Source organism: Xanthomonas fragariae (assembly GCF_017603965.1).
In the GTDB taxonomy this organism is placed as follows: Bacteria; Pseudomonadota; Gammaproteobacteria; order Xanthomonadales; family Xanthomonadaceae; genus Xanthomonas; species Xanthomonas fragariae_A.
In genome coordinates this window covers 1146995-1164895 of sequence record NZ_CP071955.1, presented here as the reverse complement: position 1 = coordinate 1164895, position 17901 = coordinate 1146995, and the positions used below count along the sequence as shown (strand labels likewise).

The following is a 17901-nucleotide window of genomic DNA, read 5'->3' as shown; positions in this document are numbered from 1 at the left end:
TCTGTGCGCGCACGCTTGCCTTTGGGCATCAGCGGGCATAGCAGACGCACCGGCTACAAGCAGGGGTATGACCGCATAGTGCGCGCCTGACAGAACACAGTGAGCGCCATCGCCATCTGTGAACGCGATGCGCAACGACACGGCGCTACGCGTGCGCCGTTGCTTACCGCTGCATGTTGGCTCCGGGTGCGATGCTGGCGAACACGGTGGCAGTCATGCTGCCCATCCTTCATCGCTCCATGAAGCTGGCAATGCTGTGACCTGATGGTTGACGCAATAGTTCCGACCGAAAAGCGCAACTAGCCATAAAAAACGGCCTCCCACTTGCGCGGGAGGCCGTCAGTCGATCGGCGCCTTGTTGCATGTTGCTATTTACTTGCTGCGTATGACGAGAGTGCTGCCCCGGCCGCAGCAGTGCGACCGGAGAGTGCTCTAGCGACTAGAAAAACTCATTTGCCCGCAGCGGGCTTGGCCGGCATCGTACGCTTGCCGCGATCGCCGTGATCGCCCGGGCCACGTGGGCCGTGTTCGCCACGTTGCTCGGATGCCGCATCGAACTCGGCCTTGCTCAACTTGCCGTCCTTGTCGGTATCGGCCTTGGCAAACCATGCATCGCGATGCTGCTGCATGCGCAGTTCACGGTCGGCGCGATCGACAAAGCCGTCCTTGTTGACGTCCATCTCATCGAAACGCGCAGCGAACTTCGGGTCGGCCCTGGCTTCTTCGCGGCCGATGCGGTCGTCCTTGTTGGTATCGAGCTTGCTCAGCCATTCGCCGCGTTCACCGTGTTCGTCAGGACCCGGGCCGCGATGATGCGGGCGCTCCTCGCGCGCGAGCTTGCCGTCCTTGTCGGTGTCCAGCGTGTCGAACTGCGCGGCCAGCATTGGGCCGGCCACCGCTTCGCTGCGATCGATCGCGCCATCGCCATTTTTGTCGAGCTTGGCAGGACGCGGCGCATCGCCAACGGCAGGCGGGGCTGCCAATACCGCGCTGCTGGACAGAGCAGCCAGCACGGCCAATGCGAGGAAAGGTTTGCGGGACGTCATGGGAAACTCCTGAGCTGTGAGAACTACACGCGGCACCTGCATGGGCCGCATCGCGTGGGTGGTGCATCCGGATCCCCCGTGCGCTGCCACCAACACCCACATCAACGAGCCACCGGCACGCGCGTTGACGTGACCGTTGGCCGTATTCATCCGGCGGACAGTCGCCGCTGCTGCGACGCGCAGGCGTTATCCTGCGGCCATGGCCATCCATGCCGACACTCACGACGACCTGCGCCTGTTCCAGACTGGCGAGCATGCCTGTGGCTACTGGTCCGACCGCCAGGCGCGCAACCTGGTGCTGGATCCGCAAGACCCGCGTCTGGGCGCGATCTATCCGCAAGCATTGGCGTGGGGATTCCGTCGCTCCGGCGATCTGGTCTACCGGCCGCATTGCGAACATTGCCGCGCCTGCGTGCCCGTGCGCATTGCGGTGGATGCGTTCCGCCCCGACCGCAGTCAGCGCCGTTGTCTGGCGCGCAACGAAGACCTGGTGGTGCGCGTGGTCGCCGCCGAGCGCAACGCCGAACAACTCGCGCTGTATCGCCAGTACCTCAAGCATCGGCACCCCGGCGGCGGCATGGACGAGCATGGCGCTACCGAGTTCGACCAGTTCCTGATCGGCGGTTGGTCGCATGGACGCTTTCTGGAAATCCGCGAACCGGCCGTCGCCCACGCGCCTGGCCGCCTGCTCGCTGTTGCAGTCACCGACGTCACCGAGCATGCTTTGTCGGCGGTCTACACGTTCTATGCGCCGGAAGCTGCCGCACGCAGTCTTGGCACATTCGCGATCCTGCAGCAGATCCAATGGGCGCAACGCGAGCGACGCGCGCATGTATATCTGGGCTACTGGATCGAGGGCCATGCAAAGATGAATTACAAGCGCCGTTTCAACGCACTGGAGGCCTACGACGGCCGCCAGTGGCGCCTGCTGCCCGCCCACGCACCGGCACCTTGAACCGCCGGATTGGAACGTCGGTTTGTCGCATCCCACATGCAAAAATCCCGCGATGATCAAATCTCTCTTGCTGCTCGCGCTGACTGCCTTATGCACTGCTTGCGCCCATCGCGCGCCCTCGTCCGAGACCACGTCCGGCGCCTCCACCACCACGCCCACGCCGGCCCAGCTGCGCATCGCGACCTACAACACCTGGCTTTATTCCGACCAAGCCGGTGGCCTGGTGCACGAACTGCAAGGCGACAGCACGCATGCGCGCAAAATCGCTGCAGTGCTGCAGCGGGTGTGCGCCCGGATCTGGTGCTGCTCAACGAATTCGACTTCGACCCGCAGCAGCGCGCCGCCGATCTGTTCCAGCAACGTTATCTAGAAGTGGCACAGCCAAACGGCGGCAGCGCTGCGCTATCTGCTCACCGATTACATCAACACCCTCAGCGACACACCGTTCCTGCAACCGCGCACGGTGCACAGCGCACCGGCAATGAACGTCATCCACCGCTCCGAACAGCACCAGGCCTTCTACACCACCGCCGTGGCGGCGGCGCTTGGGCATCGCGTGCATGGCATCCCCTGTCTGGCATGGTCGAGACCCATGTTTCCAACGATGCCCAAGCGCTGGATGCCGGATTGCATCGCGGCAGGGTAGGAAAAATCCTACAAAACAATGGGCAGATTACCGAAGCCCACGGCCAACGGCATGCGCGACGATGGCGACCCTGTGCGAGGCGCCAACGGCCGCTCACGGGCTAGGGCGTTTGAGCGGCGCCACGCCGGCACCGCGCCACCCTGATCACCTCGCAGGCAGTAGGCTGCCTTTCCCTTCCCACAGGTGGAAACATGGCTTTGCGATTTTCTTTTTTTACGCCGTCCCGTGCAGCGCTCCCTGTCCTGCTGACCGCCGTCTTCGCCCACTCTCTCACTGGATGTTCGCGCATGAATACACCTGGCAATGATCCGTCCGGCATTCACCTGATCGGCAATATGCCCGTCGATGCCCATAACACCGTGCATATCGATACACGCAAGCCGATACCGTTTGCCGACCATGCGTTCGGGGCAGTTTGTTATGACACCTATGGCTGCAAGGTGCTGTACGACGGGAGATACGAGGCCCACGATCCCGACGATGTCAAACAAATCTCCTCGGCGTCGCTAGGTGATGGTTATCCTGACAACCTTGATTCCCATACGATCGGCATCCGCAATTTCCCGCACTTTCCGTCCTCCGCCGAGGTGACGTGGCGCTCCAAGGACGGCCAGGCACACCATGCCCTGGTCGATCTCGACGCCATCTTCAAGGACAAGGTGATCCTGCATCATGTGCCGCAGGATCAGTTGCCACCGATCCTGCATGCAGACGTCTCCCCCCACATTATTTTGGAAGTGAACGACCGCACCATTAATGTGTATATGCGGGCGATGGTGCAGACGACTGTGTTGCAGAAGCCTGGCAACGAATATAGTAATTTCCGCGATGATCTGATCCTCGCATACACCAAAACCTACTGATGGCGTTTTCGCCAGGGAGCATGTAATGGGCAGCGAGCATAACGATGGAAGGACGTGGCCGGATGACGTGGAAACCTACCCGGCGACTGCGCAAGACTTGGCCGCATATGCACATAGTCGCCATGTGTTGGCGCAGTTCCAGGTGCCCTTGCTGGTTGGTCAACACAACCCGCACACACGTTTGTTCGTGGCTTGTTTTGATGGCACAGGTAACGACAAGTACAAAGACCCTACGCACATTACCAATATCGGGATCTTGAGCGATCAGTTGTACGCTGCTAACAGAGCAAATGTTCGCAACATCAGAGGCTACTACGTCCCCGGCGTGGGCACCCAGGACGATGCTTTCACACGCAATCTCGACGGCGCCTTGGGCTATAGCTATGGCCCACGGATGGAAAAGATGTACTGGGAGTTCATCAATCAGGCAAACAAATGGAAGATACAAGACCCGCAGGCCGAAATCAGCATCGTGTCCACAGGCTTCAGCCGTGGCGCGGTCACTGCGGCCATGTTCACCCGCATGGTCCACGAGCGCGGTATCCAGAATCCGACTGACATGAAAATCGCACAGGGCCCGCACCACGAAATCCTCAAACTCACCCCCACCCATCCCCCGCTGGTGCCGCCCGGCCGCACCGCGCAGACCGTCGGCTTGCTGGACCCGGTCGCCACCGGCGACATGAATCTGCACGATGTCCGCCTGCCGCCTTCGGTGGTGTCGGGCTTGCAACTCACCGCCCGCGATGAGCGTCGCGATACGTTCCCGGTCAAGGACATCGTGCCCCCCGGTCAATCGCACGACGGGCGCCTGCTCCATCTGGTCCATCCCGGCGCGCATTCGGACATCGGCGGTTCCTACCTGCTCGATGGCCTGGCCGTGCGCAACGGCAACCTGCTCACCGATTACATCAACACCCTCAGCGACACACCCTTCCTGCAACCGCGCACGGTGCACAGCGCACCGGCAATGAACGTCATCCACCGCTCCGAACAGCACCAGGCCTTCTACACCACCGCCGTGGCGGCGGCGCTTGGGCATCGCGTGCATGTGGATGCATTGGCCGGCATCGCGATGCGCGAAGGCCGCACCGGCGCCGAGCTGGGTGATGCGGCGCTGCGCGCGCATTATCCGCTGCGCCCGGTGCACGTGTCGGCCGAACAGACCGACCCCACGCTGCCAGCGTTCTTCCGGCAAGCGCCTCATGCGCCTCATGCCGTGGTGGCACCGCCGCTGCCGGCGGCACCGTCCACCCACACCGGATCGACACACGCCGACACGTCTTCGTCGTCCTCTTCCTCCGCTGCCGCCTCCACGCCGCCCCTGGCTGTCGATGCGCACACGCGCATGCAGCAAGACCACGCCGCCCAACAGCACCAGCAGCGCATCCAACAGGCGCAGCAGCACGCACCGCAACTGGCGCCCTCTCACCGGCAGACAATGGCGCAGCCCTCCCATACCGCCCCGGCCACGGAAAAACCGGCCAGCGTGGACAGGCAGCAACAGACGCGGATGGCGCAACCGCAGCAGCAGGAACCGCACACGCAGGCCGCGCGCGCGCAGCAACACCACCTCGCGCAGCAGCATGCCCAGCTGCACCGTCAGGCCATGGAGGCGCAGCAACGCGACGACGCACAGCGCCACACCCAGGACACCCGGCCGCACCCCCACACACAACCTCAAGCCGCCGAGCCGATGCTCTACACCCCGCCGACGCGTCCGCCGGGTTCGGACGAGCACCTCACCGACTTCCGTCACCCGGACCATCCGCTGCACAGGCGCTATACCCTGTTCAAGAATGCGCTGGAACAGTCCCATACCCTGCCCAGGAATGGCGACACATTGCCCTACGGCCCCGCGCAGCAGGAACGGCTGGCGGCCGGGTTCACCGACGCGCTCGGCGCCGAGATGAGATTCAACCACGACATCAGGGGGTTCAAGCAGCACCAAGGCCAACTGCTGGCCTATGAGCAGCCGCCCTCGTTCGACCAAAAGGGCAAGGTGCTCAGGATCGATCCCCAGCACGCATTAGCGCAATCGCCCGAGCAACATGCCGCCACGTGGCGAGCGCGCGAAGCGACCCATGCACCGGCGCCGCCAAGCCGCGCCATCGCCCCGGTCGCGATCACGGCCCAGGACATGCGCCATCCCGCGCATCCGCGCCATGCGCTGTTCGCACAGGCCCGCGAGGCCATCGCCGATGTCCATGAACGCTGGGGCCGGCCCGTGCCCGATGCGGCGCAGTTGGACCGTCATGCCGCACAAGTCGTTGTGGAGACACGCAAGTTGGGCCAGACCGAAGTGGAAAAGATCTACCTGGGGATGCCGCAGGGCCACGCGACCCAAACGCCGCACTACGGGGTGCAATCCAACGGGGAGCTATGGGCGAGAGTCGCTGCGCCGCAACTGACGCAAGCGCCGGACGTCGCCCAGGCCAGCCAGCAATTGCAAACGGTGGAGCAGCAGAACCTCGCCGAACAGGCCATGCAGGCCCAACGCGCCGCGCAAATGCAAGGGCAGATGCAGGGGCAGGCCATGGCGTAGTAACCGGTTACCCACGATCATCCAGGCAATACCGCATGGACAGCCATGCGCCGAACCGCATCACGCCCGACGAGTTCACCACCGCGAGGCGTTGCAGCATCCCGCACACCCTCTTTCCCAAGGAAGACCCTCCCTATGAATTCACGCACCAAATTCGTTGTTGCCGTCGTCGCGTTGCTGCCCGTTGCCGTGGCCGGGCTGTCTCTGTCCGGCTTTCTGGTGCTGGCCCTGCTCGGAGAACACACGCAGGCCCAATTGCTGACCTATTGGCGCTATTGGCAGGTTGTCGATCAGCCCGCATGGCATCCGTATGCGCTGAAGATCAAGCTGGCGGGCATCGGCGGCTTCGGCCTGCCTGCCCTGCTCTACTTCATGCTGGTGTATGCCCTGTTGCGGACGAAGGTGCCGGCGTTGTACGGCAATGCACGCTGGGCGCACAGCGGCGATTTGTCCCGGCACGATGTGCTCAAGGACGATCCGCATGGTCTGATTGCCTGTCGCTTCGGCCGCCGCTTCATCCGCATCGGCAAGTCCAAGCACTTGTTGCTGGCGGCCAGTACCCGTGGCGGCAAAGGCGTGAGCGTGGTCATTCCCAATTTGCTGGAATGGCGGGAATCGGCGGTGATCCTGGACGTCAAGCGCGAGGCGTGGGAAGAGACCGCCGGCCAGCGTGCCACCTACGGCCCGGTGTATCTGTTCGATCCCTTCAGCGACGACGGCAGCACGCACCGCTGGAATCCGCTGTGGTACGTGCGGCTGGACCCGAACCACCGCAACGGCGACATCGTCGCCATCGCTGCCACGCTTTACAAGGACATGAGCGGCGACAATCCATTCTGGCCGGCAATTGCCCGCAAGACCTTTGTCGCCGCCTGTGAGTGCCTGTTCGACAAGTATGTGGCCGATCAGAGCGTGGGATTCGACACAGGCTTGCCTACGCTGGGCAGCGTCTATCGCCTGCTCGCCGGCGCACACCTCAAGCACGGCCAGTCGCTGCAACAGTACTTGAGCGAACTGCTCAAGCAGTCCATGCTCGGGACGCATGCGCGTACCAGCCTGAACAATCTGGTCGGCCTGGCGCCGGAGACCTTCACCTCCGCCATCGAAACGGCGCTGGCGCCATTGAATATTTTCAGCAACCCCATCGTGGACGCGGCCACCAGCGGCAACGATTTCGACCTGAGCAAGTTGCGCAAGACCATCCAGTCCATCTACGTGGGGGTCAGCCCGGCCAAGCTGATCGAAGCCAAAGAGGTGTTGAATCTATTCATCGAGCAGGCGATCAAGCTCAATGGCCGCGAATTGCCCGAGCACAACAAGGAATTGAAATACCAGTGCATGTTCATGCTCGATGAGTTCACGGCGCTGGGCCGGGTGGAGATCGTACCGGTGGCCGTGGGCTGGGTGGCCGGCTACGGCATCCGCATCGTGATCGTGATCCAGTCGATCACGCAGTTAGAATCGGTCTATGGCGCCGACACGGCGCGCGGCTTGATTACCAATCTTGGCGTGCGAATCGTGTTCACCCCGCGCGAACAGCGCGATGCGGAGGAATATTCGAAGATGCTGGGCGAGACCACGGTGCGCCGCCGGCAGCGCACGCAGTCCTACGGCCAAGGCAACAGCCGCAGCCATACCGAGGTGCTCGATCGGCGCCCGTTGATGAATCCGGATGAGGTCAAGGGGCTGGCGCCGGACAAAGCCATCGTTTTCATCGAAGGCGTGGGCTATCCGATCCTGGCGGACAAGATTTTTTACTACAAGGACCGCTACTTCAAAAAGCGCTTGCTGAAAGCGCCGCAAGTGCCCCGGCTTGCGCTGGGCGTGGCTTAAGCGCATGAGGTTTTTCGGCAGAGGACGCACGGACCTCGGCCAGCGGCTGGCTCGGCTGGAAAAGGCGCTGGCCGAGCAACAGAAGAGCATGCAGTTTCTGGAAGGCCAGCGCATCCGCACGGTGCGGCAGTTCGCGGCCATGCAATCGCTGGTGGAGTCCTTGATTCGCACCCATCCGCGGCCGGACCTGATGCTGCGCTGGTGGAATCAGGAAGTGCCCCAGCTGATCGATGAGGTCAGCGAGGTGCCGCCCGATCTACCCGCCGAACACCAAATGGAGGCGCTGGCCTGGCAAGGGATGGTGAAGCGCTATACCTACCTGATCGAGGCGGCGGCAGACTTCTATGCGCAACGCCATGAAGGTGACGACTGAAACGGCGGCACCGCAGTAGCTTGATGGCTGCGACACATGATCGAATCCGTTGGCGAGCTAGAAGGGTTGGCTGTTCTTCATTGGAAAGCAGGACCAGACCGATCCGACGCTCTTTCATGTTGACGATCATCGACTCGTTTGTTGCCTGGTCGCCGAAATGATCTACCCACACCGGCCAGCTAAGCGTCCTGCAAAGAGTCAGGCTCCCCGTCGTGCGGTTCGGCCACATGACTGAAGGTGCATCGTCAAAGCCCATGTCGCTGGAGTGGGAGTTCATGTTTGTCTCCTAGGGCGCACCCATGTCGATCGCTGTGCTCAGGCGCTCAGTTGAATCTGCAATGCCGCAGCGGCCATGCGCGCCTTCGCGCGCGCGGCATCGATGCTGTCGGCGCGCGCCAGCGTGACGCCGACACGGCGGTGACCGTCCACGCGCGGTTTGCCGAACAATCGCAGTGCGGTGTCCGGGTCGCGCAATGCGTCGGCGACGTTGTCGAACACTGGGACGCCGTGACCATGCGCGAGCAGCGCACATGATGCGGACGGGCCGCTCTGACCAATCACGCCACCGTGTTCGGCGCCAACCGGCAGGCCGAGAATAGCGCGGGCATGCAGCGCGAATTCGCTTAATTCCTGCGACACTAGCGTGACCAGGCCGGTGTCGTGCGGGCGCGGCGAGACCTCGCTGAACCACACCTCGTCGCCTTTGACGAATAACTCCACACCGAACAAGCCCCAGCCGCCGAGTTCATCGGTGATGGCCTGCGCGATCTCTTGCGAACCCTGCAATGCAGCCAGCGACATCGGCTGCGGCTGCCAGCTCTCGCGGTAGTCGCCGTCCTTTTGCCAATGCCCGATCGGGTCGCAGAAGGAGGTGCCGCCGGCATGCCGCACGGTCAGCAAGGTGATTTCGTACTCGAAATCGATGAAGCCTTCGACGATGCAGCGCCCCGCACCGGCGCGCCCGCCGGTCTGCGCATATTCCCACGCCGCATCGATGTCCGCTTCGTTACGCAAAGTGCTCTGGCCCTTGCCCGAGGACGACATCACCGGCTTGACCACGCACGGCAGACCGACTGCGGCGATCGCATCGCGGTACTCGGCTGCACTATCGACAAAGCGATACGGCGAGGTCGGCAAGCCCAGCGTTTCGGCAGCCAGGCGACGGATGCCTTCGCGGTCCATGGTCAAGCGCGTGGCGCGTGCGGTCGGGATGACCTTCTGACCCTGCTCACGCTCCAGCGCAACCAGGGTCTGGGTATGGATCGCCTCGATCTCCGGCACGATCAGATGCGGCTGTTCCTTGGCGATCAGCGCACGCAACGCCTCGGGGTCGAGCATGTCCAGCACATGCGAGCGGTGCGCGACCTGCATTGCCGGTGCGTTGGCGTAGCGATCGGCGGCGATCACTTCCACGCCGAAGCGCTGCAGTTCGATCGCCACTTCCTTGCCCAGTTCTCCCGAGCCCAGCAACAACACGCGAGTGGCCGAAGGCGACAACGGCGTGCCGAGAGTAGTCATTGAGCGCGGTCCAGATCGGAAAGGGGCGGCCATTCTAACGGGCCCTCTCCACAACCACCGACCAAAGGCCTTGCAAAAACCGATATCACTTTGATATCTTTTTTGAACCTACCCAAGGACACTCGCATCATGAAAGAGAAGCCGATCAGCTCACTGCGGGGCATCCCTGTCATTCTTGCCGCCGGCGCGGCGTTCGCGGTCACAGCTTGGTTCATGCTTGCCACAATGGCCGCCATCAGTTTGACGCCGAGTGGGTTCCTCACTTCGCTGCTGGTGGTGGCACTGGGCATTTTTATGCTGGCCGGCCTGTACACGCTGGAACCGAATCAGGCCGCGGTGCTGAGCCTGTTCGGCAAGTATGTCGGCACGGTCAAGGACCCGGGCCTGCGCTGGAACAGCCCCTTCTACGCCAAGCGCCGCGTCAGCCAGCGCGTACGTAATTTCGAAAGTGGCCGGCTCAAGGTCAACGAACTCGATGGCAGCCCGATCGAGATCGCTGCGGTGATCGTGTGGCAGGTGTTGGATGCCTCGGAGGCCGTGTACAACGTGGACGATTACGAAAGCTTCGTGCACATCCAGTCCGAAGCGGCGCTGCGCGCGATGGCCACCAGCTACCCCTACGACCAGCACAAGGACGATCAGATCTCGCTGCGCAGCCATCCGGTCGAAATCAGTGAGCAGCTCAAGCGGCATCTGGACGAGCGCCTGACCCAGGCCGGTGTGGATGTGATCGAAGCGCGCATCAGCCACCTCGCCTATGCACCGGAAATCGCCCAGGCCATGCTGCAACGTCAACAGGCCAATGCGGTGATCGCCGCACGCACGCGCATCGTCGCCGGTGCGGTCGGCATGGTCGAGATGGCGCTGGCCGAGCTGCAAAAGAACGGTGTTGTGCAACTGGACGAAGAGCGCAAAGCGCACATGGTCTCAAACCTGCTCACCGTGTTGTGTTCTGATCGTGGTACTCAACCGGTGGTCAACGCCGGCTCGCTGTATTGAGGCTAGCAATGAATGCCATGGTGCCGCTGGTCGTCGCTCTTTCCGGTTTGCCCGCGCTGGCGATCGCGGCCGCCATTGGGGCCGACGATCACGACCGCGCACGCGGCCTGGGCCTGCGCTGGGCCTTGATCAGCCTGGTGATTCTAGTCGGCGCCGCATGCCTGTATTGGGCCGGCGACAACCGCGCCGGCATCTATGCGGTGGTGAGTGGCATGATCATCGGCGTCAACGTGTTGATCGTCTCGGTGGTCATGCACCTGCGCGGCCACAGCGGCCGTGGGGAATAACGCGTGAGCGAGAAGAAGGCTTACCCGCTGCGCATCAACGCCGATGTTCTGGCCGCCGCGCAACGTTGGGCCGACGACGAACTGCGCAGCCTCAACGCGCAGATCGAATACGTTTTGCGCGATGCACTGCGCAAGGCAGGGCGCTTGCAGAAACCTCAGGGAGACAAAGAGCCAGATGCTTGAACAACAAGCAGGTGTGATTGATCGCCGGAACGGCTCTGCGCCCGTTCCATTATCGTTTTGCATATGTTCGCGCCATTGCTGATCAACATGTCGCCTATTTAGAATGGCTAACAAACGTAGCGAGCATTCGCCAGGTGGGTGCGCAGTGGTTTTGTTAGCCACTCTTAGAGCGTGTTATGTCCGTTGGGGGGAATGCGAAGTGCATAAGACATCTAGGCGCACGCAAGCATTCGCGTCTCACCGCACTGGCAGCCCTCACGCAGCGCCCGCTAAGCTGCATGCATGCGCAATTCACCACGCCTGCTGTTCAATACCCGCGACATCGAACTGTGGCCCGCGGATCTGCTGCGTGCGCGTGGCAACGCGGATGCGCGCGTGTTGGCGCAGTCCGATTGGATGCTGCGACGCAAGCGCGACGGGCGCTATCTGGCTGCACATCTGCCCCAGGGCATGATGCCGCTGATCCCGCGATTGGCGCACGAGTCTGGGCTGGATGAGGCCCTGACGCTGTTGGAGACGCTCCACAGGCGTGGGCCGGATCGCGCGAATACGCTGCTGCCCGTCAATGGCGTGCAACACCGATTGGCGCAACTGGCTATCGACATGGACGCGTATCCGCGTCAGACCGGACTGAGCCTGGTACCCGAACCTGCTGCCTTGCACTTTGCCGGGCGCGATCGCTTCGCACGGCCGCTGTGGCTCAGCGCTGGCGCAAGCCGTGCGTGGCGAAACATGCGCGCCGATGCCGCGCGCGCCAGCATCCTGCTCGATGCATTGTCCGGTTATCGCAGCCACGATTACCAACTGGCGATCTTCGAACGCAAGCTCGCGCGCGGTATGACGGTGGCGCAGATAGTGGCAGTCAACACCGCGCCCGGTTTCAGCGAACACCATAGCGGCGATGCGCTGGATATCGGCACGCCGGGGCAGCCACCGGTGGAGGAATCGTTCGAAGCCACGCCCGCTTTTGCCTGGCTGAGCGCCAATGCGCAGCGATTCGGCTATCGCCTGAGTTATCCACGCGACAACCCGTACGGCATCATCTACGAACCGTGGCATTGGCGTTGGTCGGCGGCATAATGCGTGTGGCAACCCACATGCACATCGGCACGAATGGCTACTCTTGCGAGCGGGGTGTCGGCACCTTGGTCGCCACGCTGAAGTCGGCGATCTTCCACAGATAGAATGCGGCGTAGGTGCGATACGGTCCCCAGCGTTCGCCACGCACGGCCAGCTCCTTCGGTGTGGGCATCTGTTCCTGCTTGTCCACGCGTTGGGCACCCTTGCGCACGCCCAGGTCGTCGATGGGCAGCAGATCCGGGCGGCCCAGGCGAAACATCAGCATCATTTCCACCGTCCAGCGACCGATGCCGCGCACCGGCACCAGCGCATCGACGATGGCCTCGTCTTCCATGAAGGCAAGTCTGCGCAACGAGGGAATTTTTCCTTCCAGCGCGCGGCGCGCAAGATCGCGCAGTGCAAGCGCTTTGTTGCCTGAGACGCCGCACGCACGCAACGCCACGTCGTCGATACGGCCGAGCGTGTCGGCATGCAACCGCTGCGCATCGATTGCCACTTCCACCCGCGCCACGATCGTCGACGCCGCCTTGCCGTTGAGTTGCTGAAACAAAACCGCGCGTGCCAGCGCATCCACCGGGTCGAACGGTTTGCGCCAGCCCGATTGCGGGGCGATCGGGCCGATGCGTTTCATCCACGCACCCAGTGCACGATCGCGCCGGTTCAGATGCGCGAATGCTGCCTCTACATCGAATCCGCGGGCGTGGCGCGGCATGCTCAACGCCTCAATGCGCCGATCGCCAGCACCACCCAGCCCAGCATCAGGCTGAACCCTCCGATCGGCGCCAGGCTGGTCGGCCACTGCAGCAAGGCGCCGCCAACCAGACTGCCGGCAAACAGCAGCGTGCCGAGCAACAGCAGATACAGACCAATCCGACCGAGCACACGCGTTTCAGTGGTGCCGACAATCGCCAACACGGCGCCATGCCCGAATGCGTACAGCGACGCCAGTTGCAGGCGCGATTGCATCACCGCATCGGCCACGCCATGCGAGGCATAGGCCGACAACCCCACTGCGATGGCGGCCAGCAATGCGCCACAGAATGCCAGCAGCGAGGGATGTTTCTTACGACGTTCGAGCAGAGGCATGAAGGCGGGTTCCATTGCAGCGCAGCGGCGCAAAAAAAACGCGCCGCAAGACTGCGGCGCGTTTTCGTCTGGATCACATCATCGTTGTGGAACGATTACTTGATGGCCCAGTAGACGTCGTAGGTACCTTCCGGCGTAAACGCCTTGTCCACGCCACCCTTCCACGACTCGTACGGACGCTCGGTCACATCGTTGCCACTGGTGGCAGCCCAGGCGCGCAGGGAGTTACGCACTGCATCCAGGCCGGCCATGTGGCCTGCGTAGCTCGCAAAGGCGGAACGGTGTGCCTTGGTCCGCTCGTACTTCACCGGTGCTTCGGACGGGATGTTTAACTTCAACTCTTCACCCGTTGCAGCCACCGGGGTCGCATCCACGGGTGCGACAGCAGCTGCGTCGTCCTTCTTGGCGTCAGCCTTGGCGGTATCGGCCTTGCCACCGGCCTTCGGCGCGCCACCGGCACGCTTGCGGACCGGCTGCACGACGTCGAAGGCGTACTTGTCGCTGGCGAAGTCGGTGGTCACGATGCGAACCGGACCCGCAGCCTCAAGGCCGTTGGAGTCCATCACACGCTTGATCCACTCCTGATTGTCCTTGATCGACTTCTTGATCGTCTCGTTGTCACGATCGATGTTGCCTGCGGTGACGACCAACAGGTCTTCGGCCGGCACATCGACGATCTTGAGACCGCTCAACACCGGCTTGCCATCCAGTTCGGCGCGGTAATCGAAATTCGGCACGGTGGCCAGTGCAGTTGCCAGGCGCGCCAGACCCAACTTCAGGTCGTCGCCCACGTGGCGGCTGACGTACAAGCCGGCATAGCGACCGAGCAGGTTCCAGCCGTACTTGACGCTGTAGTCCTGGGTGATCTTGACGTTCTTGTTATTCTTGCCGGTCGGTGCCAGGGTGAAATTGGTGACCTTGTCGTAGCCCTTGGTGGGGTCTTCGATCGCGATCTCGACACGCTGATTCTTGACGGTGTTTTTGATTGCCCAGCTGCCCTTGCCGATATAGCCCTCTTCGGAACTGTATTCCACGCGTGCACCCTTGCCCTCTTCCGGGCCGGCCAGCTTCAACTGGATCTTCGGGTCACGCAGTACAAGCGGGTTCCAATCCTTGAAACGACGGAAGCTGTTCACGGTATCGTAAACAATCGTCATTCTGCGGTTTGTCTCAACACTCTCGGACATTTGCCGCTCCGAGGGCAACACCAAGCCCACCACGACAAACAGGCCAGCCACAATCCCTAAGGCGATCAGGAACTCGATAATACGGGTCATTCAGAAGGTCTCCGGGGCCGATCCCACGGCCGGGTTGAGTGAAGCCAAGCCGTCATCGTAGCAGGCTTCGAGAAAGATGGTCAGTTGTGGGACGGGTAGCGCGGTCTGACAGTGTCATTCAGCGCGCAACACGGCGTTGGGGGACTGCGCAATCCCTACCTGCACAAGAGTTTGAGCGGATTTCGCGCCGCTATCATGCGCTACGCGCGCTGCGTGTGTGTGATGCGATTGCTGCAAGAGCCGCTTGCGCTGTTTTCCACGACTCCATCGCGTGGGGGCGCCCGGACCGCGCCGCAGTGAATCGAATCCCGCACACCGGTGTAGCGGAGCGCACCCGAACCTGCACGCTGCCGGGCGATGCCGATCAAACCAGTTGCAATTCGAAGGCCTTCAGCACCGCGCGGGTGCGATCGCGTACGCCAAGCTTGGACAGAATGTTGGAGACATGATTCTTGATGGTGCCCTCGGCCACGCCCAGCGAATTGGCGATCTCCTTGTTCGAAAAACCGCTGGCCATCAGCCGCAGGATTTCGGTCTCACGGTCGGTCAGCGGATCGGGCCGGTCCAGGCTGACGAACGCGTTGCGCATGTGTTCCAGGCCCGACAGCAGACGCTGGGTGACCGCCGGCTGCACCAGCGAGCCGCCGTCGGCGACGGTGCGGATCGCGCCGACCAATTGTTCCAGCGAGACATCCTTAAGCAGGTAGCCCTTGGCGCCAGCCTTGAGGCCGGCCAACACCAGCTGGTCGTCGTCGAAGGTGGTCAGGATGATCGTCGGCGGCAGCGTGCCATTGCGCGAAAGCATCTGCAGCGCCTCCAGGCCGGACATCACCGGCATGCGCATATCCATCAGCACAACATCCGGCTGGATCTGCGGAATCTGCTCGACCGCCTGCTTGCCATCCGCGGACTCTGCCACCACTTCGATCCCGTTATCCAGCGCCAAGAGCGAGCGGATGCCCTGACGTACCAGGGTTTGATCATCGACCAGGCACACACGGATCATCACGACACTCCTTGAGTAACGGCCGCAGGCATCAATGCCGGCGCGCCTGGAACGGCGATGCGCAGGCCGAAGCCGCCCCCCCGCCGGGTTTGAATCTCGAGCTGGCCACCATACTGGTTGAGCCGTTCACGCATGCCACGTAGCCCGTTGCCGGGCGCCACCGCATTGGCGCCGTGGCCGTCGTCGCGCGCGTCGAGCAGCACGGTCTGGGCATCGCGGCGGACCTGAATCCATAGATTGCGCGCGCCGGCGTGGCGCACCGCATTAGTGATGATTTCCTGGGTACAGCGCAGCAGCACGTGAGCGCGCTCGGGGTCGTCCAGGGTCAGCGGCTGGGCGATGTCCAGATGGATGTCCAGCGATGGCACCTGGGTGACCAGCGGGCGCAACGCCGCTTCCAGATCGATCGCGCCGCTGTCGCGCAACTGGCTGACCGCCTCGCGCACGTCGGTGAGCAGCAACTTGGCCAAGCTATGCGCCTGACGCACGTGCTCCTGGGCCTGGCCTTCAGTGATATGCCCGGCCACTTCCAGGTTGAGGCTCAGTGCGGTCAGGTGGTGGCCGAGCAGATCGTGCAGCTCGCGCGAAATGCGGGTGCGCTCGTTGATGCGCGCGCTGTCGGCCAGCAGCGCGCGGGTGGCGCGCAGTTCGGCATTGAGCCGGCGCTGCTCCTCGCGCGCATCGGTCTGCTGGCGCGCGACCAAGCTGGTCACGAAGATGAACATCGAAAAGCCGCCGTACAACAGCGACTGCATCAGCGCAGCGAACAGGGTGAAGTCCCGGCGCAGGTAGTAGAACACCGGCAGCACCGCCAGCTGGCTGAGCACCAGCCAAGCCACACCGACACGCAGCGGCAGCAACCACGGGATTACTCCGGCCGCCACCATCATCAGGATGCTGCCCAGCCCAGTTCCGCTCAGATAGCTGACCGCCAGTGCGCAGAGGGTCAGCAACAACAGGATCAGCCGGTCGTACCAGTACGCATGGCCGCCACTGTTCAAACCGCGGGTCAGCCAGAAGTAGCTGGCGCCGAAGCCGATGAAGAAGGCCGACATCATCAGCGCTTCAGTCACGCTGCGGCGGTCGCCCTCCTCGGCCGGCGGCCAGTAGGTATAAATCAACGGCATGGCGATCATCGCCCAGGTGAACAGGCCGGCAAAGCGCAGGACGCGCGTATGACTGAGGTATCCCAACATGGAGGCATCTTAGAGCGGCTAACAAAACGTAGCGAGCAGTCGTCAGGTGGGTGCGGACGGCGCAGCACAGGAACGGCAGTGTACGCGTGGTACATGCCGATTCCGAGCACCGGCCGCGCCCGCCTGGCGGTGAGTGCAGTCGTTTTGTTAGCCGCTCTTAGGCGTAACCCGCGCAGCGGCCCTCTTGCCGGAAGTCATGCATGCGACTTGTTACCTGCTTACCTGCATGCCCGGGCGTTCGCCCGCCACCCCGGCGGAGCCGCGTTGTGTGCCACTGCGTCGGCAGCTCGCTTGCCTCTGTGGCCACCGGGATCGCGCGCCTCAGGTCGCCGCTTCGGGCCACGCGTGTAATAATCCGACGCAGATCCGATTTCGGATCGAAAGCTTTACCCCCACGGAGTCCTAATGTCGATCGTCATCCGCGACGTGCGCGAGCACGAGCTAGATTCCGTCCTGGCCCTGAACAACAATGCCGGACTGGCGATCCTGCCGCTGGATTCAACCAAACTGCAGCGTTTCTACGAGCAGGCCGAGTATTTCCGCGTCGCCGAGCGCGACGGCAATCTGGCCGGGTTTCTGGTCGGGTTCGGTAGTGGCAGTGACCATGACAGCAGCAATTTCGCCTGGTTCCGGGACCGTTATCCGGAATTCTTCTATATCGACCGCATCGTGGTCGCCAGCCGCCGTCGCGGCGGTGGCGTCGGACGTGCGTTCTATGCCGATGTGCAGAGCTACACCGAGCTGCGCTACCCGCAGTTGGCCTGCGAGGTGTTCCTGGACCACGGCGCCGATGCGGCGTTGCTGTTCCATGGCAGCTTCGGCTTCCGCGAGGTTGGCCAGAACACCATGGCCGACGCGGAAGTGCGCGCTAGCATGCTGATGAAAGACATGTGCAGCTATCCGTGGGTCAAGGAGACCTATGGCGGCAAGTTGCCCGAATACTTGCCGTGGGTTGGCAGGCCGCGCCATGCCTCCGCCACCAACCACCCATCGACGGGGACCTGAGCA

The 17901-nt window shown here is 62.8% G+C and carries 17 protein-coding genes, 1 other RNA gene and 2 pseudogenes; 12 read left to right on the top strand and 8 right to left on the bottom strand.

The window, feature by feature from the left end:
• Positions 1 to 120: 120 nt before the first annotated feature.
• Positions 121 to 260, top strand: a pseudogene (locus J5I97_RS20335) (RNA polymerase subunit sigma-70); the annotation flags it as partial.
• 189 nt (positions 261 to 449) lie between these two features.
• Here J5I97_RS20335 and J5I97_RS05360 read toward each other — a convergent pair.
• Positions 450 to 1046: an EF-hand domain-containing protein gene (locus tag J5I97_RS05360; protein ID WP_208589804.1), complete on the bottom strand. Its 597-nt coding sequence runs from the start codon at positions 1044 to 1046 to the stop codon at positions 450 to 452.
• A gap of 136 nt (positions 1047 to 1182) precedes the next feature.
• Between J5I97_RS05360 and J5I97_RS05355 the strand changes: the two genes are divergently transcribed.
• The 6 genes and pseudogenes from J5I97_RS05355 to J5I97_RS05330 all read left to right on the top strand — a co-directional run bounded on the left by J5I97_RS05355 (position 1183) and on the right by J5I97_RS05330 (position 8261).
• A complete protein-coding gene (locus J5I97_RS05355; RefSeq protein WP_301951929.1) occupies positions 1183 to 2001 on the top strand; it encodes an arginyltransferase in 819 nt (272 codons plus the stop codon).
• Positions 2002 to 2053: 52 nt separating this feature from the next.
• A pseudogene (locus J5I97_RS05350) lies at positions 2054 to 2451 on the top strand (endonuclease/exonuclease/phosphatase family protein); the annotation flags it as partial.
• A gap of 483 nt (positions 2452 to 2934) precedes the next feature.
• The gene (locus tag J5I97_RS05345; RefSeq protein WP_208591568.1) at positions 2935 to 3510 is read left to right on the top strand and encodes a hypothetical protein; all 576 of its coding nucleotides are present in this window, start codon (positions 2935 to 2937) and stop codon (positions 3508 to 3510) included.
• Between the two features lie 25 nt (positions 3511 to 3535).
• The gene (locus tag J5I97_RS19810; protein WP_238135646.1) at positions 3536 to 6055 is read left to right on the top strand and encodes a phospholipase effector Tle1 domain-containing protein; all 2520 of its coding nucleotides are present in this window, start codon (positions 3536 to 3538) and stop codon (positions 6053 to 6055) included.
• 135 nt (positions 6056 to 6190) lie between these two features.
• Positions 6191 to 7888 carry a type IV secretory system conjugative DNA transfer family protein gene (locus tag J5I97_RS05335; protein ID WP_208589801.1) on the top strand — a complete coding sequence of 566 codons (1698 nt, stop codon included), beginning with the start codon at positions 6191 to 6193 and terminating at the stop codon, positions 7886 to 7888.
• A complete protein-coding gene (locus J5I97_RS05330) occupies positions 7869 to 8261 on the top strand; it encodes a hypothetical protein (RefSeq protein WP_208589799.1) in 393 nt (130 codons plus the stop codon). Before J5I97_RS05335 ends, J5I97_RS05330 begins: the two co-directional genes overlap by 20 nt.
• 315 nt (positions 8262 to 8576) lie before the next feature.
• Here the strand turns inward: J5I97_RS05330 and purT are convergent, their stop codons facing one another.
• Positions 8577 to 9779, bottom strand: coding sequence for a formate-dependent phosphoribosylglycinamide formyltransferase (gene purT / locus J5I97_RS05325; RefSeq protein WP_208589793.1), 1203 nt, complete (start codon positions 9777 to 9779; stop codon positions 8577 to 8579).
• A gap of 129 nt (positions 9780 to 9908) precedes the next feature.
• On the opposite strand from purT, the gene J5I97_RS05320 reads away from it, so the two are divergent.
• From J5I97_RS05320 to J5I97_RS05305, 4 genes are all read left to right on the top strand, one after another.
• On the top strand, positions 9909 to 10778 hold the full coding sequence (locus J5I97_RS05320; protein ID WP_208589792.1) for an SPFH domain-containing protein: 870 nt from the start codon (positions 9909 to 9911) through the stop codon (positions 10776 to 10778).
• An 8-nt stretch (positions 10779 to 10786) separates the two neighbouring features.
• Positions 10787 to 11065, top strand: coding sequence for a hypothetical protein (locus tag J5I97_RS05315; protein ID WP_208589790.1), 279 nt, complete (start codon positions 10787 to 10789; stop codon positions 11063 to 11065).
• Positions 11066 to 11068: 3 nt separating this feature from the next.
• Entirely contained in the window at positions 11069 to 11248 is a 180-nt protein-coding gene (locus tag J5I97_RS05310; RefSeq protein WP_208589783.1) for an Arc family DNA binding domain-containing protein, read from the top strand.
• A gap of 282 nt (positions 11249 to 11530) precedes the next feature.
• Positions 11531 to 12328 carry a M15 family metallopeptidase gene (locus J5I97_RS05305; RefSeq protein WP_208589781.1) on the top strand — a complete coding sequence of 266 codons (798 nt, stop codon included), beginning with the start codon at positions 11531 to 11533 and terminating at the stop codon, positions 12326 to 12328.
• Positions 12329 to 12365: 37 nt separating this feature from the next.
• Here the strand turns inward: J5I97_RS05305 and J5I97_RS05300 are convergent, their stop codons facing one another.
• The 6 genes from J5I97_RS05300 to J5I97_RS05275 all read right to left on the bottom strand — a co-directional run bounded on the left by J5I97_RS05300 (position 12366) and on the right by J5I97_RS05275 (position 16988).
• Positions 12366 to 13040, bottom strand: coding sequence for a DNA-3-methyladenine glycosylase family protein (locus J5I97_RS05300; protein WP_208589774.1), 675 nt, complete (start codon positions 13038 to 13040; stop codon positions 12366 to 12368).
• Positions 13041 to 13042: 2 nt separating this feature from the next.
• Positions 13043 to 13429 (bottom strand): DUF423 domain-containing protein, encoded by a 387-nt coding sequence (locus tag J5I97_RS05295; RefSeq protein WP_208589773.1) that lies wholly within the window; start codon positions 13427 to 13429, stop codon positions 13043 to 13045.
• 80 nt (positions 13430 to 13509) lie between these two features.
• On the bottom strand, positions 13510 to 14691 hold the full coding sequence (locus tag J5I97_RS05290; RefSeq protein WP_208589771.1) for a polyketide cyclase: 1182 nt from the start codon (positions 14689 to 14691) through the stop codon (positions 13510 to 13512).
• A 364-nt stretch (positions 14692 to 15055) separates the two neighbouring features.
• The gene (locus J5I97_RS05285; protein WP_002807809.1) at positions 15056 to 15697 is read right to left on the bottom strand and encodes a response regulator; all 642 of its coding nucleotides are present in this window, start codon (positions 15695 to 15697) and stop codon (positions 15056 to 15058) included.
• Positions 15697 to 16893: a sensor histidine kinase gene (locus J5I97_RS05280; protein WP_208589769.1), complete on the bottom strand. Its 1197-nt coding sequence runs from the start codon at positions 16891 to 16893 to the stop codon at positions 15697 to 15699. Before J5I97_RS05280 ends, J5I97_RS05285 begins: the two co-directional genes overlap by 1 nt.
• A 16-nt stretch (positions 16894 to 16909) precedes the next feature.
• Positions 16910 to 16988: non-coding RNA, sX9 sRNA (locus J5I97_RS05275), on the bottom strand.
• A gap of 310 nt (positions 16989 to 17298) precedes the next feature.
• Here J5I97_RS05275 and J5I97_RS05270 point away from each other — a divergent pair.
• Positions 17299 to 17898 carry a GNAT family N-acetyltransferase gene (locus J5I97_RS05270; RefSeq protein ID WP_208589767.1) on the top strand — a complete coding sequence of 200 codons (600 nt, stop codon included), beginning with the start codon at positions 17299 to 17301 and terminating at the stop codon, positions 17896 to 17898.
• The last annotated feature ends 3 nt before the right edge of the window (positions 17899 to 17901 follow it).